This is a genomic window from Halothece sp. PCC 7418, assembly GCF_000317635.1.
In the GTDB taxonomy this organism is placed as follows: domain Bacteria; phylum Cyanobacteriota; class Cyanobacteriia; order Cyanobacteriales; family Rubidibacteraceae; genus Halothece.
In genome coordinates, this window is record NC_019779.1 from 389,928 (window position 1) to 413,875 (window position 23,948).

Annotated in this window: 28 protein-coding genes; 13 read left to right on the forward strand and 15 right to left on the reverse strand. The window is 42.8% G+C overall.

All coding sequences use genetic code 11. The features are described from left to right. Positions 1–63 precede the first annotated feature (63 nt). Together PCC7418_RS01735 and PCC7418_RS01740 are read right to left on the reverse strand one after the other, a co-directional pair. Entirely contained in the window at positions 64–1,221 is a 1,158-nt protein-coding gene (locus tag PCC7418_RS01735) for an RRXRR domain-containing protein (RefSeq protein ID WP_015224453.1), read from the reverse strand. A gap of 279 nt (positions 1,222–1,500) precedes the next feature. Then, complete coding sequence (locus tag PCC7418_RS01740) at positions 1,501–2,145, reverse strand: thermonuclease family protein (RefSeq protein ID WP_171814876.1); 645 nt, start codon at positions 2,143–2,145, stop codon at positions 1,501–1,503. A gap of 230 nt (positions 2,146–2,375) precedes the next feature. On the opposite strand from PCC7418_RS01740, the gene PCC7418_RS01745 reads away from it, so the two are divergent. Further along, positions 2,376–2,957: a peroxiredoxin family protein gene (locus tag PCC7418_RS01745; protein ID WP_015224455.1), complete on the forward strand. Its 582-nt coding sequence runs from the start codon at positions 2,376–2,378 to the stop codon at positions 2,955–2,957. Positions 2,958–2,989: 32 nt separating this feature from the next. On the opposite strand, the gene PCC7418_RS01750 is transcribed toward PCC7418_RS01745, so the two are convergent. Beyond that, the gene (locus PCC7418_RS01750; RefSeq protein ID WP_015224456.1) at positions 2,990–3,571 is read right to left on the reverse strand and encodes a tetratricopeptide repeat protein; all 582 of its coding nucleotides are present in this window, start codon (positions 3,569–3,571) and stop codon (positions 2,990–2,992) included. Positions 3,572–4,308: 737 nt separating this feature from the next. Between PCC7418_RS01750 and PCC7418_RS01755 the strand changes: the two genes are divergently transcribed. Further along, positions 4,309–4,665, forward strand: a complete 357-nt coding sequence (locus PCC7418_RS01755) for a DUF6464 family protein (protein ID WP_041596113.1) — start codon at positions 4,309–4,311, stop codon at positions 4,663–4,665. Here the strand turns inward: PCC7418_RS01755 and fmt are convergent. From fmt to PCC7418_RS01775, 4 genes are all read right to left on the reverse strand, one after another. Further along, on the reverse strand, positions 4,658–5,653 hold the full coding sequence (gene fmt, locus PCC7418_RS01760; RefSeq protein WP_041596114.1) for a methionyl-tRNA formyltransferase: 996 nt from the start codon (positions 5,651–5,653) through the stop codon (positions 4,658–4,660). The genes PCC7418_RS01755 and fmt overlap by 8 nt on opposite strands. Before the next feature lie 89 nt (positions 5,654–5,742). Beyond that, positions 5,743–6,096: a carbon dioxide-concentrating mechanism protein CcmK gene (locus PCC7418_RS01765; RefSeq protein ID WP_015224459.1), complete on the reverse strand. Its 354-nt coding sequence runs from the start codon at positions 6,094–6,096 to the stop codon at positions 5,743–5,745. Between the two features lie 58 nt (positions 6,097–6,154). Next, complete coding sequence (locus PCC7418_RS01770; RefSeq protein WP_015224460.1) at positions 6,155–6,463, reverse strand: BMC domain-containing protein; 309 nt, start codon at positions 6,461–6,463, stop codon at positions 6,155–6,157. 137 nt (positions 6,464–6,600) lie between these two features. Further along, on the reverse strand, positions 6,601–7,200 hold the full coding sequence (locus tag PCC7418_RS01775) for a helix-turn-helix domain-containing protein (protein WP_015224461.1): 600 nt from the start codon (positions 7,198–7,200) through the stop codon (positions 6,601–6,603). A 20-nt stretch (positions 7,201–7,220) separates the two neighbouring features. On the opposite strand from PCC7418_RS01775, the gene PCC7418_RS01780 reads away from it, so the two are divergent. The 3 genes from PCC7418_RS01780 to PCC7418_RS01790 all read left to right on the forward strand — a co-directional run bounded on the left by PCC7418_RS01780 (position 7,221) and on the right by PCC7418_RS01790 (position 8,892). Next, positions 7,221–7,529, forward strand: a complete 309-nt coding sequence (locus tag PCC7418_RS01780; RefSeq protein WP_015224462.1) for a hypothetical protein — start codon at positions 7,221–7,223, stop codon at positions 7,527–7,529. A gap of 47 nt (positions 7,530–7,576) precedes the next feature. Then, positions 7,577–7,759, forward strand: coding sequence for an NblA/ycf18 family protein (locus PCC7418_RS01785; RefSeq protein ID WP_015224463.1), 183 nt, complete (start codon positions 7,577–7,579; stop codon positions 7,757–7,759). A 233-nt stretch (positions 7,760–7,992) separates the two neighbouring features. Next, positions 7,993–8,892, forward strand: a complete 900-nt coding sequence (locus tag PCC7418_RS01790) for a universal stress protein (RefSeq protein WP_015224464.1) — start codon at positions 7,993–7,995, stop codon at positions 8,890–8,892. Here PCC7418_RS01790 and PCC7418_RS01795 read toward each other — a convergent pair. The 3 genes from PCC7418_RS01795 to PCC7418_RS01805 all read right to left on the reverse strand — a co-directional run bounded on the left by PCC7418_RS01795 (position 8,887) and on the right by PCC7418_RS01805 (position 11,592). Then, positions 8,887–10,413 (reverse strand): serine/threonine-protein kinase, encoded by a 1,527-nt coding sequence (locus tag PCC7418_RS01795; RefSeq protein WP_015224465.1) that lies wholly within the window; start codon positions 10,411–10,413, stop codon positions 8,887–8,889. The two genes, PCC7418_RS01790 and PCC7418_RS01795, sit on opposite strands and share 6 nt — an antisense overlap. A gap of 204 nt (positions 10,414–10,617) precedes the next feature. Beyond that, positions 10,618–11,094 (reverse strand): hypothetical protein, encoded by a 477-nt coding sequence (locus PCC7418_RS01800; protein WP_015224466.1) that lies wholly within the window; start codon positions 11,092–11,094, stop codon positions 10,618–10,620. A 30-nt stretch (positions 11,095–11,124) separates the two neighbouring features. Beyond that, complete coding sequence (locus PCC7418_RS01805) at positions 11,125–11,592, reverse strand: DNA phosphorothioation-associated protein 4 (protein WP_015224467.1); 468 nt, start codon at positions 11,590–11,592, stop codon at positions 11,125–11,127. 242 nt (positions 11,593–11,834) lie between these two features. On the opposite strand from PCC7418_RS01805, the gene PCC7418_RS01810 reads away from it, so the two are divergent. The 4 genes from PCC7418_RS01810 to PCC7418_RS01825 all read left to right on the forward strand — a co-directional run bounded on the left by PCC7418_RS01810 (position 11,835) and on the right by PCC7418_RS01825 (position 15,606). After that, entirely contained in the window at positions 11,835–12,194 is a 360-nt protein-coding gene (locus tag PCC7418_RS01810) for a hypothetical protein (protein WP_015224468.1), read from the forward strand. 577 nt (positions 12,195–12,771) lie between these two features. Next, the gene (leuB, locus tag PCC7418_RS01815; RefSeq protein ID WP_015224469.1) at positions 12,772–13,854 is read left to right on the forward strand and encodes a 3-isopropylmalate dehydrogenase; all 1,083 of its coding nucleotides are present in this window, start codon (positions 12,772–12,774) and stop codon (positions 13,852–13,854) included. Positions 13,855–14,060: 206 nt separating this feature from the next. Continuing rightward, positions 14,061–14,708 (forward strand): hypothetical protein, encoded by a 648-nt coding sequence (locus PCC7418_RS01820; RefSeq protein ID WP_015224470.1) that lies wholly within the window; start codon positions 14,061–14,063, stop codon positions 14,706–14,708. Between the two features lie 4 nt (positions 14,709–14,712). Continuing rightward, positions 14,713–15,606, forward strand: coding sequence for a hypothetical protein (locus PCC7418_RS01825; RefSeq protein WP_015224471.1), 894 nt, complete (start codon positions 14,713–14,715; stop codon positions 15,604–15,606). A 14-nt stretch (positions 15,607–15,620) separates the two neighbouring features. On the opposite strand, the gene PCC7418_RS01830 is transcribed toward PCC7418_RS01825, so the two are convergent. Next, positions 15,621–16,184 carry a DUF3727 domain-containing protein gene (locus PCC7418_RS01830; protein WP_015224472.1) on the reverse strand — a complete coding sequence of 188 codons (564 nt, stop codon included), beginning with the start codon at positions 16,182–16,184 and terminating at the stop codon, positions 15,621–15,623. A gap of 114 nt (positions 16,185–16,298) precedes the next feature. Next, positions 16,299–17,192 (reverse strand): alpha/beta fold hydrolase, encoded by an 894-nt coding sequence (locus PCC7418_RS01835; protein WP_396275481.1) that lies wholly within the window; start codon positions 17,190–17,192, stop codon positions 16,299–16,301. A 90-nt stretch (positions 17,193–17,282) separates the two neighbouring features. Here PCC7418_RS01835 and PCC7418_RS01840 point away from each other — a divergent pair, with 90 nt between their 5' ends. Continuing rightward, a complete protein-coding gene (locus tag PCC7418_RS01840) occupies positions 17,283–19,211 on the forward strand; it encodes an ABC-F family ATP-binding cassette domain-containing protein (protein WP_015224474.1) in 1,929 nt (642 codons plus the stop codon). A gap of 112 nt (positions 19,212–19,323) precedes the next feature. Then, positions 19,324–19,635 carry a hypothetical protein gene (locus PCC7418_RS01845; RefSeq protein ID WP_015224475.1) on the forward strand — a complete coding sequence of 104 codons (312 nt, stop codon included), beginning with the start codon at positions 19,324–19,326 and terminating at the stop codon, positions 19,633–19,635. A gap of 4 nt (positions 19,636–19,639) precedes the next feature. On the opposite strand, the gene PCC7418_RS01850 is transcribed toward PCC7418_RS01845, so the two are convergent. Genes PCC7418_RS01850 through PCC7418_RS01860 form a run of 3 tightly spaced genes read right to left on the reverse strand, consistent with a single transcriptional unit; the run spans position 19,640 to position 22,546 of the window. Next, positions 19,640–20,248 carry a precorrin-8X methylmutase gene (locus PCC7418_RS01850; protein ID WP_015224476.1) on the reverse strand — a complete coding sequence of 203 codons (609 nt, stop codon included), beginning with the start codon at positions 20,246–20,248 and terminating at the stop codon, positions 19,640–19,642. Positions 20,249–20,285: 37 nt separating this feature from the next. After that, the gene (locus tag PCC7418_RS01855) at positions 20,286–21,971 is read right to left on the reverse strand and encodes a serine/threonine-protein kinase (RefSeq protein ID WP_041596388.1); all 1,686 of its coding nucleotides are present in this window, start codon (positions 21,969–21,971) and stop codon (positions 20,286–20,288) included. Positions 21,972–22,006: 35 nt separating this feature from the next. Further along, on the reverse strand, positions 22,007–22,546 hold the full coding sequence (locus PCC7418_RS01860; RefSeq protein WP_015224478.1) for a GIY-YIG nuclease family protein: 540 nt from the start codon (positions 22,544–22,546) through the stop codon (positions 22,007–22,009). Between the two features lie 168 nt (positions 22,547–22,714). On the opposite strand from PCC7418_RS01860, the gene PCC7418_RS01865 reads away from it, so the two are divergent. Then, the gene (locus PCC7418_RS01865) at positions 22,715–23,476 is read left to right on the forward strand and encodes a carboxylesterase (RefSeq protein ID WP_015224479.1); all 762 of its coding nucleotides are present in this window, start codon (positions 22,715–22,717) and stop codon (positions 23,474–23,476) included. Continuing rightward, a complete protein-coding gene (locus PCC7418_RS01870) occupies positions 23,460–23,942 on the forward strand; it encodes a GNAT family N-acetyltransferase (protein ID WP_015224480.1) in 483 nt (160 codons plus the stop codon). The genes PCC7418_RS01865 and PCC7418_RS01870 overlap by 17 nt, the downstream gene beginning before the upstream one ends. Positions 23,943–23,948 lie beyond the last annotated feature (6 nt).

The window sequence follows — 23,948 nt, forward strand, 5'->3', positions numbered from 1 at the left end:
AACAGGTGGGGGAGGAAAGCGGGTGAGTCGATACCGCTCGATGCGGTTGAGACTCACCACCTCTTAGGCTACGCATAGACCATTTGACCTCCTGATTAACGTTGTTTTTGACACCGAAAACTGCCCGATTCGCTTCCATTGCCAGTCATACAGCGACATAACTTTATTGACTTCGCTGTAGCCGCCAATGTACCCGATGGACTCGGTTTTACCTTTAGTAGCACGAACTAAGTCACCCACCCTAAACCCCCAAGGGGTAATAGTTCCGCCTTTGCGCTTCCTAACTCCGTTTTGACCTGGAATCTCAAAGTGAAGCTGGCGACGGAATACGCCGTACTCCTTGCCACGCTTGACTGCACCAGGGCGAGTGATGATGCGAAACTGAGAATTGGTTGTGGTTACCTTACCCTTCCAAGTTTTACCGTGACCACAAGAACTGTGAAAACGCCGAAATTGAATGAAGTACCCGCAAGCCAAAGCAACACCATCAACAGAATGGGTTTCGGGCTTGGCTTCAGACTTATTTTGCTTATCCTTCACCAGTCCTAATGCAGTGCGAAGCTGAGAAGTGCCGTTGCCGTCTTTCTGCCATCCTTCACGCACATAAACAGGAGCTATCTTTTCGAGTTCTGAGATACAGAATTGCTGTCCAATCATCACGGGAGAAAAGCCCTTACCAGAACGCGCACCCTTGCGCCCACTGGTCAGGTCAACATCAGCCCTCACTTTCTCATAACCAATGGCGGTTATGGGGTAAATGCTGGCAATCTCCTTCACCACTCGAATTTCCAGTTGTCTGGATGCTCGAATAGAGGGAGCTAGCTTTTTGCCTCTGCGATTATCGAACCGCTTTTGGCGATGATTTCTCAGTTTGAAGGGCACATCCCGATTGATGCGTCGGGAACGACGACTACGACGCAATAAGCGACGTTGATCCATTCGAGATCGAACTCTACCAAATGGCAAAATGAGATGCAGTTGGAGCAGTGTGCATTTTGCCGACTGTACCCCAACCCCAGAATAAGATTTGCCAGGGTCTAGTCCCGCCACGACGGGTTGAGTTTCAGTTCCTGATGGTTCTTGAAGCAACTGAACGTAGTACAGGCCCAAATCGCTCCACTTGCTAATAGCACGACCTGACTCTATCCATTTACGGGCCCGACTGGGCTTGGTCGGCATTAGCGGTTGCCCATCTTTGGAAACTACGGGAATTCGGTTCATAGGAGATAATCCCTCCGAATCAGGTTTACGTCTCTTACGCCACGGTTAACGCTGTGTCCTGGACTAACCCAGTTGGGCGAGATTCCACCCCCTCACATTTAATCCAAACTAGAGAAACATCTGGAGGTGTTTATTCGTTAACCGCTCATGGCTCTATTCGCAGCTACGGGGAGGTGATCTCTCCCCACTCCCCCACCTCACGAAGTAGGTGGGGGTCATTGAAGCCAGTGGATGAGGAGAAATCAAAATCTCACTCCACTGGGCGCGATATCAGTGAATCTAGGGAAGACTTTCACAAGCAACACCATCATTATCTCCATCTAAGCGATGGGGATCTTCGGGAAAGCGAGTTAAAACCTGTTGCGCTTGGGCTTGTGTGGAAAAATGTTTACAGTCACAGTCGCCATCAATACAACTGGGAAGATTTTCAGCCGTTGTTGTGGTCGGAATGGGCTGATGACGTTCTCCTCGGCGATAATTCCAAGGCATAATGGGATTATGATATGCCCAGATTCCTTGGCGCGATCGCTGCGCTTGTTCTTGAGCATTACGATAACGGTTGGCATCACAGGGGTCAATATAGTCTTCATAAACCACAGCTTGTCCTGATCTCACCAGTTTCAAATTCACCAGTTGTCCCTGCTGATACACTTCCGCAATTTGTCGCCCATAACGACCCGTTGTGATTAAACGTAGTTCCACCGCATCACCAATTGATAATAACCTTTCCATCCACTGTACTGATTCTTCTCTTCCCCGTTGTCCTCTTTCTGGCGCATCAATACAAGCCAACCGCACTGTAACTTCTTCTCCCTTCTCAATGACCTTAATCGTATCCCCATCGATAACAGACGCTACTGTTGCAGGAATTTGTGAAGATTTAGCATTGAGAGTGACCAGAGAGGAAAAAAGTAGTACACTCACAGCACACAGGCTTAATTTAAAGGGGAACATGATATTAAAACCGATTCGATGGCTAATGAGATTTGAAATCACATTACTTCTATGATACCCTTTTTCTTGAGGCGCAATCCCTGAGCTTTCCTCCCATTACGAATGATTGAGAACTGCTATATCACCTCCTGTGAGGAGTAAAGGGCAAGGAAGTATCCCTTAAAATAAAAAATATAAGTAGCAGTTTTTTATAGGTCAAGATGTTAACTTTAACTAATTTTAGCGGTTTATTGAATCAACGCTTTTTCAATAACTTTTTTCCCCTTCCTGCGAGTAGTCCTCTGATTCTTGGCTTAAAAACGCCAAATTTTGAACTTCCTGATATCACAAATGATCAACAAATCAAACTCAATGACTATCGCGATCAAAAACCAGTCATAATCGCTTTTACGCGCATTTTTACTGACAAGCAATATTGTCCCCTTTGTTACCCTCATATTGTTGAATTAAACCAACGCTATCAAGAATTTACAGAGCGAGGGATTGAAGTTTTAATGATTACGAGTACAGATGTTCCACAAAGCAAACAAGTGGTTCAAGACTTAGGAATGAAGTTACCCTTACTGAGTAATCCCACTTGCAGTGTCTTCCGTAAGTATGGCGTTGGTCAGGCTTTAGGCGCACCTTTACCCGCCCAATTTGTGTTAGATCAAGAAGGAACATTACTGTATAAACATCTGTTTTCTTTTCTTGATCCAAATGCAAGTGTCGATCAGTTATTATCTGTTTTTCCTGCTGAAGAAAAGACACCAGTAACCACTCAAAGTGAAGAAACTTCTTAAGAAAGATAGCGCGATCGCGCGTTCTAATTCTCTTAATTATGGGTATGATTGGGTTCAGTGGGACGAATCGATTCAGGGGACACTTTGACTTTTTCAATCAGGGCTTGGGCTTGCTGATATGTATTGAGATCCCCCTGTTGTTTGGACAGATTTGCTCCTGTTTCAAAATCCGCGATCGCGCTTTCAATTTCCCCTAATTCAACCTTGACATAACCGCGATTAAAATACAACAACGCATAATCAGAATCAAGTTTCATTGCTTGATTATAATCCGCAAGGGCTTGCTCATACTGTCCTAAACGATAGTGCATTGTTCCCCGAAAATTATAAGCATCCACATTATCGGAATCCAGTTTAATCACCTGATTAAAATCTTGAATCGCTTTTTGATATTCTTCTAAATGATTAAATGCTAATCCTCGCTGTAAATAAGGTTGGGGATCATCAGGATTTTTTTCAATCGTCTCATTGAGAATTCTCATCACTTCTGGATTCACATGAGCAATGAGAAATTCTGATTCCTGATAAAATGTTTTTTTCTGTTCCAAAGCGATGATTGGGGATGCAGAAAATAAAATTAATCCCAACCCCAACCCTAAATGTTTGAGCCTCATGCAATCATTTCCTGACACTTCAAGACTGGACAATACTCGACATTAACTGTAAAAGTAAAGCAGTCATAGCGGACTTTGGAAAGCACGGTGGTGTCCCACAACGCTTTAAGGAAGTTCCCTAAAGCTCATCAAATTGGTTTTTCCCTTGGCGGTCAGAATCGAGCTTCTGATTAGCGCACTGACACACAAGTCAATCCAAATTATTCCCTAATTCTAAAAGACCTAAACCATTAATGTCAACAAGCGAGCGAACTTTTCCAAAAAATTAAACGATTTCGACAATATCAAGTAATAGTTGTATCAGGAAATTACTCTCTTTTTTGAACTAAAGTGCGACAGTCCTCAATCGAGCGCGATCGCGGATTGAGGAAGGATAGCACAGAAAGCGCGAGGATTCTATAACTTGACGCACTCCCACGTCTTAAAGACGCGCTTGATGCTTCGCGCGGACTTCGTCCTACGGCGATCAAACAAGAGACGCAGGACAAGCCTGTCTTACTCTCTCTAACACCTGAGATAGCACCCTACCTCAATATCTTCAACAACCGGAACTTTACTTCTCGCGAAATTGAAGATAATTCCATTGTACACAAACTTGTAGGGTTTGTTCGTTTTCAGGCTATTGAAGCCTTCAACTCACCGCCTTATATCCAACGGCTAAAAGCGCGTGGGTGCGTGCGGCGACTTCTGTAAAATGCGTTAACATCATGTAATGTAGTCTAGAAAGGCAGGTGATGATGGAGCTAGAGTCCCTTCTCACTGAGATTATATTGAGTCATCCCCGTCAGTCGTTGGGAAAAATTCATTTGGAGTCGAGACCACAACCTGGACAGCACATTGAATTTAACGGCGAAACCTATCGCGTTTTAGAACGCCATCACCATTATCAATATAAAGTGGGGGGATATCAGTTAGATAAAATGTCTGTTTATGTGCAATCAGCCCAACGACCAGAGGAAAGGAGTTATTTAGAAGGAAAGTGGGTGATTGGGGACATTACCTGTCAGTATAATGCGCGATCAGAATTGTTACGCTGTGCGGTCAATCCCGAAGGTCCTTGTGAGGGATGTCCCGATTATCAGCCCATTACCTGAATGTCTCCCCTTGTACTAATCGCATTCCGTTGACAAAATCCCAGCCTGACTGGGGGCGTTTTCCAGACCGTTGTACTTTTGAGAGTAATAATAAGCCTGTACCTGTTTGCGCGATCGCGCCAAATTTTTTGACAATTGCGACAATCTCTCCTGCTTCTCCTGTTTTTGCTGAAAGATTATCCCATTGCTGTATTAGGGGTTTGTATTGATCCGAAAGTTGTGACCAATACTCTTCGCCGAGGGGAATGGTTTCTAGAATCTTGATCTTTTCTTCTCGTAATGGGGTCATGCAGTTGGGATAAAAGCCCCGAATTTGATTATGCAGCGCGATCGCGCTTTTTGACCAATCCAAAACATAATCCCTTTTTTGAATTAATGGCGCGTAAGTGGCTAAACTGTCATCTTGTGGTGTTGCTTCAATTTCTCCTTTCTCCCAACGAAACAGGGTTTGAACTAATAATTCACCGCCAATTTGTGCTAATCTTCCCCCCACCGTTTCTGCATTATCTAACAACGCCACAGGGGTAGTTGCTGTTTCTAACATCGCCCCAGTATCCATCCCCGCATCCATCAACATTGTCGTCACCCCCACTTCCGCTTCACCATAATATAAACTCCATTGGATCGGTGCTGCACCGCGATATTGCGGTAAAATCGACCCATGGACATTAATGCAGCCTAACCTTGGCATTTCCAGAATTTCTGTGGAGAGAATTTGTCCATAAGCGGTAACAATAAAAGCATCCGCATTAAAATCCCGCAACTGCTGTAACGCCTCTTGATCTTTCTTCACCCGCTTCGGTTGTAAAACAGGTAAATCATTGCGGGTTGCAACTTCTTTCACTGGAGAAGGAATCAATTTTTTCCCTCTCCCTTTTGGTTTATCTGGTTGAGTAACCACCGCAGCAACGTCAACCTCTGGATGTTGGAGTAAGGCTTCTAAAGTGGGAACAGCAAACTCTGGTGTACCAAAAAAAACAATTTTCATCATTTATTATTCGTCATTTGTCATTAGTCATTTGTCATTCGTTAGTGAACCGACAACAAAGAACAAATAACCAACAACAAAGAACCCATTTAGCTACGATTTTGAGACGAACCAATGAGGGGACGTTCAGTAGATTCTCGGAAGCGTTCCACATTTTCGTTATAAGCAATGGGGAGGACACACTCCACATTCTCATGAGGACGAGGAATAATCACCCAAGTTTCTAAAGCTGCACCATACGCCTTATCCACCGCATGAATTCCCGCATCCATTGCGGTTTTTACTTCCGAAACATCACCGCGAATAATAATCGTAAATCGTGCACTACCCGCCCGAATATAACCAACCAGCGTCACTCGTCCTGTTTTTACCATCGCATCGGCGGCGGCTAAAACTCCTGGAAAGCCCTTTGTTTCCAGACTACCGACTGCATCTAAAGACATTCACATTTCTCCTTAAATTTTTATTAATTGACGTTTTTTATACAATTCCACGATAATTCTACACTCGAAACGGTTCAACTTCGTCGCTATACGCAATCGGCATCACCGTTTCCACATTATCAGGGGGGTTAGGAATCATATAATGGGTAATGACTGTTCCGTTGTAAGTTTCTTCAGCAGCAGCAATTCCCGCTTCCATCGAACGTTCTACCTCTGAAACGGGACCGCGTACCGCCACATAAAATTGAGCCCTTTCCGCTTTATCAAAAGAAACTAGGGTGACTGATGCTGCTTTCACCATCGCATCAGCAGCAGCTAAGACGGCTGGAAACCCATCTGTTTGAATTACGCCCACAGCAACTGGCATTTTGTTTTCTCCTGCTACTTCCTCATCGGTTATTCACTAAACAAGACTGGACTTTTTTAGACTTTAATTAAAAGAGGGAGAGGTGCAGTCCCTCTTTTTGTCTCCATTGCGCCCAAAACTTATACTTCCCATTGTACCTAATCTATGGGTTCGACTTGGGCTCGATACAAAAGTTTCTCACCATGTCGGTAGCCAACGTAGCGCACTCGCACTGTTGAGTCGGGTTTAACATTTCCTGATAACAGTTGGTGCTGTTGAGGATTATAAGGGACTTCTTCCCCCACTTGTCCAATTCTTTCCACGCCCCAAGATTGAAGTAACTTTTCTAAGGGATTAAGTAATTTAATAATGCGTTGGGCGGGTAAATCGGGGTTTTGCGCGATCGCGCTGACAGCAGTGGGCCACTGTAATAACCAAGACTCAATGATTTGTAAACTTTCTCGCTGAAACTGTTCCCGAGAAGAAGTAGCCGTTTCCCCAGAAAATAACGCAATTAACTCATCAACACTCACCCCCAACACAGATCTCAACGCTAGCAAAACCTCAACCCGCATTGACTTCACCTTCCCCCGACGCAAGTTGCGGATTTGTTTGGGTGAGACCCCAGCCCTTTCACTCAACTGCTTAAAATTAGTAATTTTAACGGTTTCCATTAAACTTTTTAATATCAGAGTATAATCATTACTGCTCTCAGGATTGGTTTCAGAATCCCATTGCGATTGCTGATTAAAAGTCATTAATTTCCTCGGATCAAATTATGAATTCTGTTTTGATTTTACTGGTCATTATCTATGGTTTAAGCCTGATTGGGTCATTTCTTGTCATTACCTTAGCCCTTCCCATCGAACAACGCCAAGAAGAGTTAACCCTTTTAATTGCCATTCAAGGAGTTCTTATTGCTGCTGCTTTGGGATTTTATTTTGGAAAAAAACCTAATCCTTCCCCTTGGTTCATGCTGAACAAACTTCTCTGCGTCTCTTTCGCTATAGTAACCAGAACCACAATCTTTCTCATCAGAAACTCTTTCTTGGGAAAGATGGTAAAAAATGTCAAGTGTTCTTTATAATTGTTAACAAATCAGATGATCCATTCTTATTCGTAGTGAGGTCAACTATGGAACTATCCTTAGAGCAAGAGTTCAACGTTCGCTCCTTTGAATCGCAAGTGAAGCAGATGAGTCGTGAACAAGCCCAAGAGTTTCTCGTGAAACTTTACGAACAGATGCTTGCACGAGAAAATATGTATAAAGAATTCCTCAAACATGAATGGGGAATCGATCAAGGCTACTCAGCATAGCCTGAGCAACCCGCTCATCTAAGCTGAGCGACCTCTCTCTCTTGCTTGCTTCATCGGGATTGAAGAAGCTGGGGAAACGGGGCGTTTCAGTTCTCAACCCAAATCAGGAGGGTAAAATTTCTTAAACCAGTGACAATGACTGCATACAACTGGGTCTATGGTAGAGTGAGGATAATTTAGGTTAATTTTCCAGCTATCCTATTCAGAACTGAATCGAAACTCTTCTTTAACTCATGTTTAAGCGTTGTCTCATTTGCACCGATTTTACTGATGGCTTAGACCGGTTTGCATCCTTTGTTCCCAGTCTCAGTGCTTCAGGTTTGAATTATATTGTCTTTCTCCACAGTGTTCCTTATTGGGAAGAAGGAGAAATTCCCCACGTTGACGAAGAAAAGGTTGCAGCAGCAAAGAGACATCTGGAGATTGCGCTGGAAAACGTTCCAGAAGGCGTGGAAGTAAAAGTGGAAGTTCCCACGGGAAAACCTAGCGATACAATTCCTCGGATTGTGGAACAAGAAAAGATTGAAGTGGTTTTAGCGGGAACGCCGATTCGCAGTTTTTTACAAGAAAAAGTGTTTGGCAGTACCAGCCTTAGTCTAGCGCGGGCGACTTCTGCACCGTTGATGATTTTTCGCCCCAATCAGATTTCTGTTTATACGAAAGAAGAATTAGATTTGCGCTGTCAACATTTGTGGCGATCGCTGCTGATTCCTTATAATGATAGCGAAGCGGCTCAGTATCTCGTACAGCAAATTAAAAGATATGTCCAAGAAGATGGGACTTCCACCTTAAGGGAATGTATTCTCTTATGGGTCATCAGTGAAGCGGGACGGATGCCAAAAGAAACCCTGGAAAGCCGAAAACAAGAAGCCGAAAAACGGATTCAAGAGGTCAGAGCAGATTTAGAAACGATCGGCTTGAAAGTGACTACGCAAGTACGAGTGGGAAATCCCACTTTAGAAATTTTGAATGGCGTTTTAACCGAAGATGTCAGCGCGATCGCGGTGGGATCTGATGATCGCGGAGGACTGTTAGAGTGGACGGTACAGAGTTTAGCCAATGAAATCCTTCGTAGCAGTTGGTATCCAGTTCTCTTTTTCTCCCAAGCGCGATCGCGCACCGAGGTGCTATAATCCAGAAACATTACTGGGGGCATCAGTTCCGAGAGATTCTAACTTAAACTGAATCTTAGGCTTAATATTTTCAAATTCTCGTCGCAACAGTTGTTTACTCATTTGGGGACTCGCATGAGATTCCCAAGTCTGACTCGATTGCGCCCAGTCATGAAGTTTTTGGCGTTGCGGTCCTGCAATCGTAGAAGTCAGAACGTGCTGACAGGTATCTGCTGATTCGAGAGCAAAAAATAAGATCCGATAATATCCTAACTCACCGAGAGAGCGAGCGGTGCGTTGTCCACTACTGGTCTTTAAATCTAAATAACAGGGTAGCCAGCGCGTCCCACATTCCGTATTATGCAGCGCTGTAATCCAAAGTACCATGGGATGAGGGGACATAATAAATAAAAATTGATTATATCGCGTACTCAACAAACGCTTTTCAATATCCTCTTTATCTAACATCACCCATAAGGAGGGAAACGCACCATGAGCAGAATTAATCAAACGAGGGAAAACAATTTTTTGTCGGGGTTTATCGGGGGGCCAAGCTGCATTTAAGTAATAATGTTCATCATTTCCCGTTGCGGTTTGAGTCGGATAAGTGCTGGCATAATCCAGAGAGTTTGTTGTTAAACCATCGCTAGCAGACTTACTTTTTTCAATCTCTTCTTCAATACTTGTAAACGCTTCCAAGACTTCATCCATGCCCTGAGGACGTTGTTCTCGTTTTTTCGCTAAGCATTGATAAATTAAATCTTGTAGGGAGGAGGGAAGGTTAAGATCATCTCGAAACGGTTCTGGAGAATAATAGCGATGCGCTTGATACCAGGCCCCAAAGGAATTATTTTCAGGAAGGATGGGCATTTCCCCAGTAATCATTTCATACATCATCACGCCCAAACTATAGATATTAGATCGATTATCGAGTTCTTTTCCTTCCATTTGTTCTGGGGAACAATACGCCAACGTTCCCTGGAAAGAATGGGTTTGATCGCCACCGGTTTGAATCAGTTTTGCAATCCCAAAATCAAGAATTTTCACCATTTCTCCCAAGGTGGAATCTTGAACAATTAAGATGTTACTAGGCTTGATATCGCGGTGAATAATTGGACAAAGTTCTCCCTTAAAGAAAATCCCTTGGTGAGCGCACTGTAGTCCGAGACAAATTTGACGAGTTAATCGTAAGAACCGTTTTAAGGACAGGGGACGATGCTTAATTAAATCATTGAGCCCTTTTCCTTGTAAAAATTCCATCGCATAAAAGGGAACATCATATTCATCCAAGCCATAATCTCGAACTTGGACAATATGAATACTTTTTTCTCCCAGTAAGGCACAGATGGTTGCTTCCTGTTCAAAGCGAGTGCGTCGTTTTTCATTGAGCACCGCTTGGGCAACGAATTTAATCGCAACCGTCAAGCCTCCCAAGACAGTATCTTCGGCGCGATAGACTTGACCCATTGCACCTTTTCCCACCAGTTCGATTATGCGATAACGGTTCGCGAGTAAACGACCCTCGTTACGGTCTTCAGTCATTTTTCAGAAGTAACATACAAATGAAGAACAAGAAAACTCAGCAAGAGAAGAGAAGAACTTCAATGGAGCGAGTGACATATATTTCCTAATTTTTTATAGATCACTCTGGCTTAATTTTAATTCTCTTCTTGGTCATGATGATCATGTCTTGATCACTAATTCATTACCAATTCTTCCCTGATCGCATCTCAGGATCAGATTGTCTTAGGTAGAAGAACGAACCAGAGTCGCTTCAAGAGTATTCATGATCCGATGTCCTTGGTTGAGACCACTACATAAACGATAGGTATCGGCGGTTTCTTGATAAAGAGTCTCGAACCCTTGACGACGCTTGCGGTCATTTAAAACCCAATATCTTTGCATAATCCAAGTGGGAGTAATCCAGCCATTCCCTTCTAAGTGTCCAAGAATATTATGTTTGAGAACGAATGTATATTGGTTTTGCTGAAAGTCAAGATATCCTCGGTAAGTTAAAGTCAGTTCTGGGCTGCTCAGGGAGTAATTAAGCTCAGAAATCATTTCGTCATTGGTAAATCTCAGTTGTTGATGGCAACGAAACCAGTTCGGTTGATTCCAGATAATGGTTACTGTCCCTTCTACTGTCAATGGGTCTAGTTTAGCTTCACACCAAACTCCTTTGAGACTCCATTGTCCAGGTTCGAGTAAAAAAGTATGTGTCACAGTTACGGAACTCTCATTGCAAAACCTAGTTTAAAGAAAACGAGTGAGATCAAAGTCGGGAGGCGGTTGGGAAATCGGAAAACGTTCTTGATTGAGAATTAACAATAACCGATCACTATAATCCACGGCTCCGCGCAGTTCATCTTCTAATAACTCTAAACCCCCATTGGCTAATCCTTCAATCAACAAGAGGCGTTGCCTTTGTGCTTCGGCATCATAGGGTGATAGAATGGTAGGGTCTTGGCTATGCGCGATCGCGATTAATTTTATCACCCACTCGTATCCCCGAGACAAAAAGATTTCTAAACTAATCGGTGCGGGATCTTTACTAATCCCACTGCTAATGGGAACATAACGCTCATGTTTCTCTCCATAGGCAGCAGCAAATATAATAACATCCGCATAAGTTTCAAAAGCACCTTTGCTTTCTTTCCCCGTAGTTAGGGCTTGTACGAGATTGCCATGCTCCTTGGCAATGCGAATCCGATGAACTGCCATTGTTCCCCTGACCTGCCATAACTATCCCTTCTCCTGATTCTAACTAACTTGGCTTCTCAGCTTTCTCAGACAATTATTACTTTCTGCTTAACTCCCACTTAGGGGTTACTCAGAAAAAACACTGATCCTAAGAATTAAGGGAAGGAAGATACATTCACATACAGCAAAAGAGGGATCAGTCCAGGCTTTGTCCCTCTCTCTTTCCTCCCGAAACCACAACCAATCAGTTGGAGGGAAAGACGATGAAATCCTTATTGACAGGGGCAATTTGTACCCTAGTCTTGGTAACTACCGCTTCTTCGGCAATGGCAGAGGAGGTCGCTGTTAATGAGATCACTTCAGCATCACCAGAGATTCAACCGTTTAATCTGGTTCATCGAGCTTACAGTGGTCATTTCTCTGCGGAAGGGATTCCTGGTTTTCAGGGGTTGGTAATGGCTTACCGTGCTGGTCAAGTTGAAGCAGAAGATCTGATGGAAGTGGCAATTCAACAAGGGCGACTCTCACCAGATGCTTTAGAGGATCAAGGCTATGTGAATGCAGTGAGATTTCAATTGCGAGGCTTAGAACGGGATACTTTAAGACGAGGTAACAGATTATAGCAGAGTTACCCCAGCGGATGAAGTGGGAAACTTCAGCGAAGCCAAGTTGGGGGACTTCACTGAGGAGTGCTTGCTGTCTTCTCTCTTATCGGTTATGCTGGTTGATAAGAGAGTTTATCGCTTCAATCCTCTCCCCCAATCAGTCTTTTTTCTCCAACGAATCATTTCTCGCTGAGACCCCTCAGAAATTCGTGCGTTCCTTCAATATTCTCTAAAGGAATAATTTTCGCTTAATATTCTGTAATGTATTATTTCTAACTTTATACTGCATTATTTTAATGTTTTTCAGTCTTTTTATTCAGGGAAAAAACGGGTATTATCGTTATATTTTATACATATATACAGACACCCGCGTCGCGAAAACCATAGTAAGTATATTGTAATTGGCGGAAAAATTAACGTCAACAGACTGATGAGAAATGGCTGAAATCGGGAGATTAATGAATGATTGAAGTTGGGAAAAAAGAGAGAACTCCTAATAAAAATAGGAATCAAAACAAAAACGGCGCGATCGCGCTGGGAAATAATTCGGTAAGATAGCAGCTTAGTCGGTTCAAATCAACGATAGAATTCAGTTATGACAAACTCTTACCGTATTACCCTGCTGCCTGGAGACGGCATTGGCCCAGAAATTATTGCCGTCGCCGTGGAGATCCTAAAAGCAGTGGGGAAACAGTGCGACATCGAATTTACCTTTACTGAAGCCCTGATGGGAGGTGCTGCCATCGAGGCAACTGGCGAGCCCTTACCGCAAGCAACGTTAGAAACTTGTCGGGAGAGTGATGCTGTTTTACTCGCAGCCATTGGCGGGTATAAATGGGATCACTTACCTCGTCACCAACGTCCAGAAACGGGATTACTGGGGTTAAGGGCAGGTTTAGAGTTATTTGCCAACTTGCGTCCAGCGAAGATTTTACCGCAACTGGTAGATGCTTCTCCCCTCAAGGGTGAGATTGTGGAGGGTGTCGATATTATGGTGGTGCGAGAATTAACTGGTGGCGTTTATTTTGGCGAACCGAAAGGGATTTTTCGCACGGAGACGGGACAACAGCGTGGGGTTAATACTATGGCTTATACTGACGCTGAAGTGGATCGAATTGCGAAAGTGGCGTTTGAAATTGCCCAGAAACGGAATCGGCAGTTGTGTTCTGTGGACAAAGCGAATGTTTTAGAAGTGTCTCAATTGTGGCGCGATCGCGTGAGTGCTCTTTCTTCGTCTTATCCTGAGATTGAACTGTCCCATCTGTATGTGGATAATGCAGCCATGCAATTGGTTCGCGCCCCGAAACAGTTCGATACGATTGTCACGGGAAATCTATTTGGAGACATTCTCTCTGATGCTGCTGCGATGTTAACGGGAAGTATTGGGATGTTACCGTCAGCAAGTATGGGAGAAGGAAAACCCGCTGTTTTTGAACCAGTTCATGGATCAGCCCCTGATATTGCCGGTGAAGATAAAGCCAATCCCTTAGCGCAAGTGTTAAGTGCAGCGATGATGTTACGGTATGGTTTAGATGAAGCCACGGCTGCGGACAAAATCGAACAAGCGGTGTTTCAAGTCTTAGACCAAGGGTATCGCACGGGAGATATTATGTCAGATGGGATGACCTTTGTTGGTTGTCAGCAGATGGGAGAAGCCTTGTTAAAAGCGTTATCCTAGTGTTTCTTAGTCCTTGAGGTACACCTTGAGTTGGTGGATGTTCTTGGGAAGATACATTAACGAACAACAGACTAAGATCTTTCTTGATCCACCAACCAACTCATGGCTTACCTTTCCCTTTTCCAGTAGCGCTATAGTGTTTTTAATTCTTGGTCGGGGAAAGGTTTCCTTTAACTGTCATCTTCCATCACTCCCTTAAGATCTTGATGAGTCATCAATCTTTTCCCAATCAGTTTTTCGCGCGATCGCGCCAGATCTTTAAAAAAATTTGGACGCATCATCCTCAGGAGTCTAGCTATGAAACAGCCCACCCACCGTTACAGTTTCTGGAAAGATATCACTGCGATTTATTTCCAGAACAAACCTTCTCCCAGACAACAGAAGAGAGAAGGATTGACCCCCTAAAACTGAGAACAGCGGAGTTAATTCTAAAGCAAGTTAATCTCTATTATCTTCCTCATCGTCTAGAAAGTTTGCTTCCGTATTGTGACCCATTTACCGCAGTTGCGACCTTTCTCAATGCACTCAACTTTTCTTATGAAACGTTACTTCAAGATGCAGAAAAACAGAAACTGGGTCAAGACATCATTCAAGAGTTCATGGAACTAGAGAAAGATTATGATTGGACAACCACAGCCATTAATGATTTCCCACTCTACGACTCAGCTTCGACTCACGATTTAGCTGACTTCAAAAATACCATATTTGCCTTTCAAAGAGCACTTGATGTCATTGAAATTTTAGAGCAAGTGCAACCGCGCAATTATCAAAAGCAGAAGGATAATTTACTTCAATTTTGGCATCAACACAAGATCCAAAAATTAGAGAAAATCATTATGCAACTGACCCAGTAAAACAATGCAGTATCCTCAATCTAGTTTAGCTGGTTTTACCTTTATTTATGTCCTCGGCATTCTTCTTGGTATGGTCATCGCCATTAGCCAAGTTTTTTCCACTGAAATTTTACTCATTGAAGGCTTATCTCATTTATTCATTTTGGTAATTTGGGGATTCTTCTTTCTTCCCCAATCCCAAAAGGAAGAAGCAGGAAATCGGATTCAAACGGCGGGCTATCTTCATACGTTAATTGGCTTTGCCTCCGCTTTAATTTTGCTGGGAAGTAGTGCGTTTAATCAAGGGGAACTCAATGCGATTCTCTATCCGTTAGGAAGTGCCTTATCGACCAGTATTGTCGGTTGGTTATTAGGGGGAGAAATTTCAAGTTTAGGGGAAAATTATGAAAAGAAACGGGTGAAATCAGAGTTTCAGCAACTCATTGATGAGATTCAAGAATTCACTGGCGCGATTCAAGAAGTACACAGCACTTATTTAAGTACGATGACGCAGGTTTATCGCAGTTATCGACAATTACAAGAAGAACAAGAAAATCTTCTCCGACAACATCAGGATTTGCAATCTCGAATTATGGAAGAAACTCAAAACTTCCACTATAATCTCTTCACGACTAATACAGAAGCGACTCAAGAATTAAATCAACTCTTTACCCAATCCAGTGAACGATTACAGGAACTAGAAACCTTAGTCGCTCGGACAACGGAAGAAATGAAACATCTCGATCCGCTTTTAGACAGTTTTTCCCAATTGAAAAATAATAGTGATTTAGCCACCAATAATCTCGCGGAAGTGGCTCAAGCCTCTCGGCGCACCGCTCAATACTTAAATGAATCGCAAGCCTTGATGAGGGAATTAGAAAAGTTATTAGATTACATCACGACCGTTAAAACTTCCTAGACTCCTGATCAGAATTAATTAAACATCCATTCTTCTAAAATCGGCTGAATGGTTTTTAACTCATCGAGAGAGAGTAATTCTAATTTCCCATTGGGTTGCGCTTTCGCGAAAAATAGTAAGGGGACTAACGGCGTGTAAATTCCATATTCTTGATCATGATGAAAGAAGGTTGCTAGCAATTGAAATTCTTCTGTTTCCCAACCCCGTTCTGTTTCAATTTCTAAGGTTAAGATGTCATCGTCATCTTCGGGTTCGGGTAATTCTCCTGCAACCGTTAGGGTAAAGGAGGTGCGCTTGAGAGTCAAATCTTCTTCGGCTAAACTCGCTTCTGCTTTCGAGAATAACTTATCAATTTCTCGTTCATCTTCAATTAAGATCGCTTGTTCCGCCTCTTCGTCCTCATCCCACATAATAATTGAAACAGGAGAATCGATGGGCATTAAAAGATAGTATTGAACCCCTTTTGAGGTAAAGGACTGTTCAACATAACAATATAACGATCGCGCATCTTCATCAATCAGAACTTTAATCTCTGGAGAAGAAGGGGGTTGATCTTGAGAAAAAGGAGATGAGGACATAACAGAGAAGAGAATATGGCATTCTTCAAAATATCACATAATCTGTTCTTGTTCTTGGTTCTTGGTTATTTGTTATTTGTTGTTTCTTCCCCTCTCTCTCCTTTCTCCTCGCCGTTAATCACAAATTTGTTTTAACCAATTGAGGATTAAGTGATTCACTGCTTCTGGTTTCTCGTCATGAGCACAATGTCCTGCTTTTGGAATCGCATAAAATGCAACATCGGTTTCTGTCTCACTTAAATCTTGATAAATTTTCGCGCCTGCAATCGGTGTCCAGGGATCATCTTCTCCCCATAACACTAGTAAAGGACAAGGACGATGGGGTAATAACTCCTCGGGTTTCGGTCCTGGGGGGGCGCTGAGGACGGATGCAAAAACTTTTTGTGCTCCCGAATCACAAGATGGGTTATAGAGTAACGCCACTAATTCCTCTGTAATCGCAGCGCGATCGCGATACACTTGTTGTAGGGTTCTGCGAATCTGCGATTTTCGACGGACTTGATTAAATACAAATTCACCGATTTTGGGGGTACTCACCAGCTTGGTAAATGTTCCCATAATAAAATTCAGAGGAAACTGTAACTCTTCAGGACGATGGTTTAAGCCTCCCGCACTATTAATCAAAACCGCACCCGCACTAATTGTGGGATATTGGCGAATCATCATTAACGTCAATAACCCCCCAATGGAGTTTCCGACAAAAACTGTCGGCTGATTAATCTGACTTTCCCAAAAATCATACAGTTGCTGTTGCCACAACTCAACACTATAGTCAATAGCAGGCTTATCCGATCCGCCAAACCCGAGTAAGTCCACAGCAAACACTTGATAGCCAGCATCTGCTAAAACGGGAATGTTTTTCCGCCAATGTCCAATGGATGCGCCAAAACCGTGAATTAAAAGTAAGGGCTGTCCTTCTCCTTGTACCGTATAAACTGTATTATAGCCCCGCCATTGCCAAGAATACGGCGTTAAGGTTGTGTCTTTTGTCAGCGATTGAGTCATCAGTCTTTTTGTAAAGGATTGTTAATTACCTTCTCCTATCTTAGATCAGTGACCAAAGAATAACGAACAAATAACCAATAACAAAATTAAACTATGGCAATTTTTACCCTGAAATCAGTAAAAAAAGACTTTGGAATTAAAGAGATTCTCCGCGATGCAACGTTCAGTATTAATGAAACCGAAAAAGTGGGTTTAATTGGAACCAATGGGTCTGGAAAATCAACACTACTCAAAATTTTAGCGGGACTTGAACCCATTGATGAGGGAGAATTTCAGGTCAATCAAAATGCTCGTTGTATCTATCTTCCCCAACAACCAGAAGTGGATGAAACCAAGACGGTTTTAGAACAAGTTTTAGCCAGTAGTGGCGAACAAATTAAACTAATTCAAGAATACGAAACCCTTTCGGAAAAACTGGCGACCGCTCCCAATAATAATCAACTTCTCTCGCGTTTCTCCAAGATTACGCAACAAATGGATGCGATGGGAACATGGGATTTAGATACGAAAGCCAAGATTATTTTAAATAAGTTAGGATTAGGTGATCCTCATACCCCTGTTAAGAATTTATCAGGAGGCGAACGGAAACGAGTGGCGTTAACAGCAGCGTTACTGTCTGAACCATCCGCACTTTTAATGGACGAACCGACTAACCATTTGGATGCTGATTCTGTGGCATGGTTACAAGATTATTTAAAAAACTTCCGAGGCGCGTTATTGTTAGTTACTCACGATCGCTATTTCTTAGATCAAGTCACAAGTCGGATTATCGAAATCGATCGCGCGGATCTATATACTTATGATGGAAACTATTCCTACTATCTAGAAAAGAAAGCGGAAATTGAAGCAGCACAAGCCAGTCATTACCAAAAATATAAAAGCGTATTACGACGGGAACTGGCTTGGTTAAAACAAGGACCAAAAGCGCGATCAACCAAACAAAAAGCACGGATTAAAGCGATTGATGAACTGCAAAATCAGGAGTTTAAAGAAGCGAAAGGAAATGTGGATATTTCCACTCCCACTCGTCGCATTGGGAAAAAAGTGATTGCAGTGGAGAATGTCAATAAGTCTTATCAAAATCGACAATTGATTAACGATTTTACTTATGAATTTAATCCGCGCGATCGCGTGGGAATTATTGGTCAAAATGGTGCGGGGAAATCAACTTTAATGGATATTGTTACGGGACGGATTCCCCCAGACAGTGGAAAAGTTGAAATCGGTGAAACCATTCACATCGGATACTTTGACCAACATTCAGAAAATCTTCTTCAGGCAAAAAATGAAAATCAACGAGTGATTGAATATCTCAAAGATGTAGCAGAATTTGTAAAAACTGCAGACGGAACATTAATCACTGCTTCGCAAATGTTAGAACGATTTTTGTTTCCGCCCAATCAACAATATCTTCCCCTCCATAAACTTTCTGGCGGTGAAAAACGACGCTTATTCCTCTTAAAAGTGTTAATGAGTGCGCCGAATGTTTTAATTTTAGACGAACCGACCAATGATTTAGATGTGCAGACCTTAAGTATTTTAGAAGATTATCTGCAAGAATTTAATGGTTGTGTGATTACTGTTTCTCACGACCGCTATTTTCTCGACCGAACGGTTACCCAAATTTTTGCTTTTACTGAAGGCGGTACAATTAAGTTTTATCCTGGAAATTACTCGACCTATTTAGATTATAAAGAAGCGGAAGAAGCATCGGAAAATACGTCTGAAAAAAAAGCTGCAAAAGCGGAAAAAACAAAAACTGAAGTCAACGGTAAAGGAAAAAAACAAAAAACAGATAAACCCAGGAGACTTTCTAACTGGGAACGACGAGAGTTAGAAGATTTAGAAACAAAAATTCCCCAACTAGAAGCCGAGAAAACAGAATTAGAAACAGCCCTTTATCATACCCCTTCCCAAAAATATAGTGAATTGCAAAAACTCTCCGAACAAGTCGCAACCTTGGAACAACAGATTGAAGAAGCAACTGAACGCTGGTTAGAGTTAGCCGAAATCGAATCGTGAGGGAGAACCAAGGACGATCAGTCCTAGAGTAGATTTTCTGTAACAAAGGCTACATCATACTGAAGAATCGGGCAAACTAGAAGAAGAAAGACTTTTAATTGACTGATAAACAATGTTACGTCATCCCCTGAAATTTCTCAATCGTATGGAATTAGCCTTAGAGCGTTTTTTTGACACCTCAGCGCGAACGATTCCTGTAATTATCGAGTCCAGTTATTCCCGATTAAATATTGGTGAAGTGATTTATGGTCAGGGTTGGAATGCACCCTATCAAGTAGTGTCGGGTTCATTTAACCGCATTTATTATTTCCGTTGGCGCGGTCACTTAGTCTCTGCTTGTGCTGATCCGCCGAATACGGTCAATTATTACCTAAAACGTTTAGGCGGACAGCAAATCATTCGTCTTCATCTGAAACCAGATTAGTGATTTACTGATCATTGGGAATCGTGTCTCGTTGTGCGTAAACCTGCCATGCTAAGTGCATTAAACCGTTAAAGATTCCCACCGCAACACTAGCACTCCCTTTTTTCCCTGTTACTCGAATATGAGGGATGGTCAGTGCAGCCAGCTTACTTTCAATATTATCAACATCAACTAATTTCGGGGCAGTGATAATGGCAAAAGCGGGTTGAATCTCTTCTTTTTCCAATAATTGAAAGAAGGTTGAAAAAGCACTTTGTTCCTTCCCAATAATGAAAATAGCCTCAGGATATCGTTGTGCTAAAACCTTTAATTTGTGACTGCGATGATTGGGGACATGAGAATAAATCGGGTTAGCAAAACTATTTTGAGCACATTGAGTAATTCCTGCTTGAATCAAGGGAACATCAACAACAATTGCAGTGCGAGCAGCTAGGGCAGCAGCCCCTGCACTGAGAGCGCGATCGGAAAAATGAATATGAGATAGGTAGTCAAAATCCCCCGTTTCATAAATCACACGACGTATAATTTCATATTCAGCAGGGGAAAAGCGATGTTTTCCGACTTCCTGATCAATTGCTAATAAACTATTCGCCTCAGTTTTTGTCAGTTCCATTGATTTATTAATGATGCAGTGTGATGCTATTCATATTTTAATGCAATTCTTTTTCCCAAACGCCAATATAAATTTGGTTTCCTTGCTGTCTTTGAATCATTCCTTCCCAATCCGCGATCGCGAACGAGCGTAAATCTGTTTGCTGACGATACACTTGCACAAGGGCTTCTCGGATTTCAGGAGTGATTTGACCTTGCAACATCTGAGTCAAGGCAGCTTCAATCATACTTAATTCCACGGAGGAAGAAAAAGAAGCCTCGGTTTGTCGGAGTTTCTCGGTATCGCGATCAAAAATTAAGCCTAAATCAAGTTGGTCGGGAATATAATTTTTATACAGAACCGATTGTGTATTTTCCCAGTAGCCTCTGCGAATTGAAGTCGGTTCTCCTAAAGTCTTGAGGACTTCCTGTTTTTTAACCCCAGTGCTGAAAATAGGAACGTCTTCCCCAGTCAATTGGGGGGTTGGGGGAGTTGGCGAAGGGGGGGGAGATGGCGTTTCTTTCACAGGAACAGTGGGAACAACGACCACAGGAGAATTGAGGTCTAAATTTAAGGGAGGGGTTTCCACTTGCGGGGAGGGAGGAGAAACCTTATCCTCTTTTTTGGGTTCTTCTTTTGGTTGATTGGACTCTGGGGGAGAAGTTTCTTGAGGGTTCGTGGGTTCAGTTGCGACAGAATCTTGATCGCTGCTTCTGCGGAGATTTTCTAAAATCTGTACTGTACCATAGCCAACAAAGCCCGCACTCAAAATTAAGAGTAGCGCGATCGCGCTGCCAATTAAAATATTATTGCCATTCCCCTTACTAACAGTCCCCGTCGGAGAAACCGCAGCAACCGTGGGATAACTGGTAGCATTTCCAGTTTCCTGATTATGCTCAGGCTTCTGAGTTCGAGTTGATTCGGCTTCATTAGTAGTGAGGGCAGATAACATAGAATTAGCATCAGCAAATCGATCGCGCGGATGAAAACGAATCGCCTGATCAATCACTCTGGCTAATTGACCATGTAAATGGGGAACTGCTTTCCGCCACAATAACTCCCCCGTCTTGGGATCACTTTCCAAATTTTGGGGAGGTTGACCACTGAGTAAGAAAACCGCAGTTAATCCTAAACTGTATAAATCGCTGGAATAAACGGGTCGTCCTGCAGCTTGTTCTGAGGGCATATAGCCAGGAGTTCCAATCGCGATCGAATGGGTTCGATCCGAGTCAACAACCGTTTCTAGGGCTTCTTTGACCACGCCAAAATCAATTAAAACCGGTTTGTGATCCCCCGCCCTTAAAATAATATTATCAGGTTTCACATCGCGGTGAATTATCCGTTGATCATGAACATAAGCCAACACTTGCAGCAAGCTCATTAAAATCTTCTTCACTTCCTGTTCTGACATCACGCCGTTGTGCGCCACTTTTTCCGTCAGCGTTTTTCCTTCAATATATTCTTGAACCAGATAAAACGTTTCGGCTTCAGCAAAATAAGCATAAAGTTGGGGAATTTGGCTATTTCCGCGACTTAACGTTTCTAAAATTGCTGCTTCTCGTTGAAAGCGTTCTCTCACCCATTGATACTGTTTTGGTTTAGAAACAATGGGATAGAGTTGTTTAATCACACAAGATCGTTCTGAAGGGAGATGGGTATCCACCGCCAGAAAAGTACGACCAAATCCCCCTTGTCCCAATTCTCGAACCACACGATAGCGATTATTTAAAACAACAGCAGCCATTCCCACACCCATTTTTGATTCAGCGCATCCTTCAACTATTTTAAGTCCAACCGTCCTTGTTCTTTCAATTTCGGGTTGAACCGCATTTCCATTGTCACCCCCCGTGCTTTCAGGGTTTCTTTGATTTCAGCTTCTACCCGTCGGGCGATATTTTTTAGCAATTTAGTTTGGGTGAGTTCATCCGCATTAGCATACTCTTGTTGTTCCGCATCGGTCATCGTTAATTTGGCATCAATGGGGTCTGTCCATTCTGATTCTTGATGACTATTTCCTGGGGGAATTGTTCCATTTTCCTCAATCCAAGCGTTTTTAATCTCGTCGAGGGTGCTGCGACGGGGACGATCAATTGTTATTAGTTTTACCCAATGACAGGCTTGGGGTTGACGGACTAAATGTTGTTTCAGACTGGTATAAATATCTCGGGAATAGGCAACAAATTGTAGATTTTTTTCCGCATCAAAAATACTGTAAACCCCAATTTTTTTCTCAAATTTCGGATCAATTTCTCCCTGATCATTAAGGTAAGGAATAAACGTTAAGTCAGCTAAAGCAGTGAATTCAGTTGGAGCAGTCATTGGTTGGACGATTCGTTAACGAGGACGACAGATCAAGTTTAGATCACTTTTAATCAGCCTGAAGACCGCATCTTAAATCTCTGTTATTTGTCCTTTCCTCTTCAGTCGTTTAGAATAGCAACTTGACCGCTTTCCAGTCAGAAATAGGAATCAAAAAACTCAATCATAATGCAGATCAAGTATAGCGAACATCCCGATGGAACGAGCTTAGCCTACCGCCATCATTCCGCATCAGAGCAACAGCAAGATCAGCCTGGGTTGCTGTTTTTGCCTGGCTATGGTTCAGATATGGACGGAACAAAAGCCACTCAAATTTTGACTTGGGCGCAGGAACAGGGGCTTCAGGTGACCTTAATGGACTATGGGGGACATGGTCATTCTAGCGGTCGATTCACCGAGGGAACTCTCGGTCAGTGGATGGATCATGCCCGTCATATTTTAGAAACTATCACCTCGGGAGCACAAATTTTAGTGGGTTCATCCATGGGGGGCTGGATCATGTTACTCTTAGCCCTGGAATTTCCACAGCGACTGTGTGGCTTGATGGGTTTAGCGACTGCAACCGACTTCACCTCGCGCTTGATCCAACCGTCTCTCACGGCTCAACAAAAGCAAGATTTAGAGAGCAAAGGTGAAATGATTCTTAATTATAGTTCTTTGCCAATGACTCAGCATTTCCTAGAGGAGTCTGTGAATCATCTTCTTCTTGAAACGGCACGTCTGGGTAAAATTATTTGTCCTGTAACTTTAATTCATGGCTTGCAAGACAGTGTTGTCCCTTGGCAAGAGAGTTGTCAATTACAACAGGAATTAGGCAGCGATTTGGTTACTGTTATTCTCCTTAAACAGGGCGACCACCGACTTAGCGATTCGCAAAGTCTAGACATGATTATTGATCATTTGGAACGATTTTATGCAGGAAACTTATAAAAATTTCTTAATTCGTTCTTGGAAACCGCGCGATCGCGCGATCGCCTCTTCTCTTATTGCTACAGTTTTAGCGGAATATGGATTGCCTTGGGATGAAACGGATGCAGATCAAGATGTGGTGAAAGTCGAACAGTTCTACCAAGAAACAGGCGGTGAGTTTTGGGTTGTTGAAAAAGAGGAAAAACTGGTGGGAACGGCGGGCTATTACCCGATTTCTCGCGGGAAAAATGCGGTGGAAATTCGGAAAATGTATTTGTTACCTGAAGTGAGGGGGAAGGGGTTAGGACGGTTTTTATTAAAGAAATTAGAACGCGCGATCGCGCAACGAAATTATCAAGAAGTTTGGATTGAAACCGCAAGTGTCCTCACCGAGGCGATCCAACTTTATGAAACATCTGGTTACCAGCCTGCGGAGGGGGTAGAAACCACTCGCTGCGATCGCGTTTATCGGAAACAGTTCATCTAACTTGCT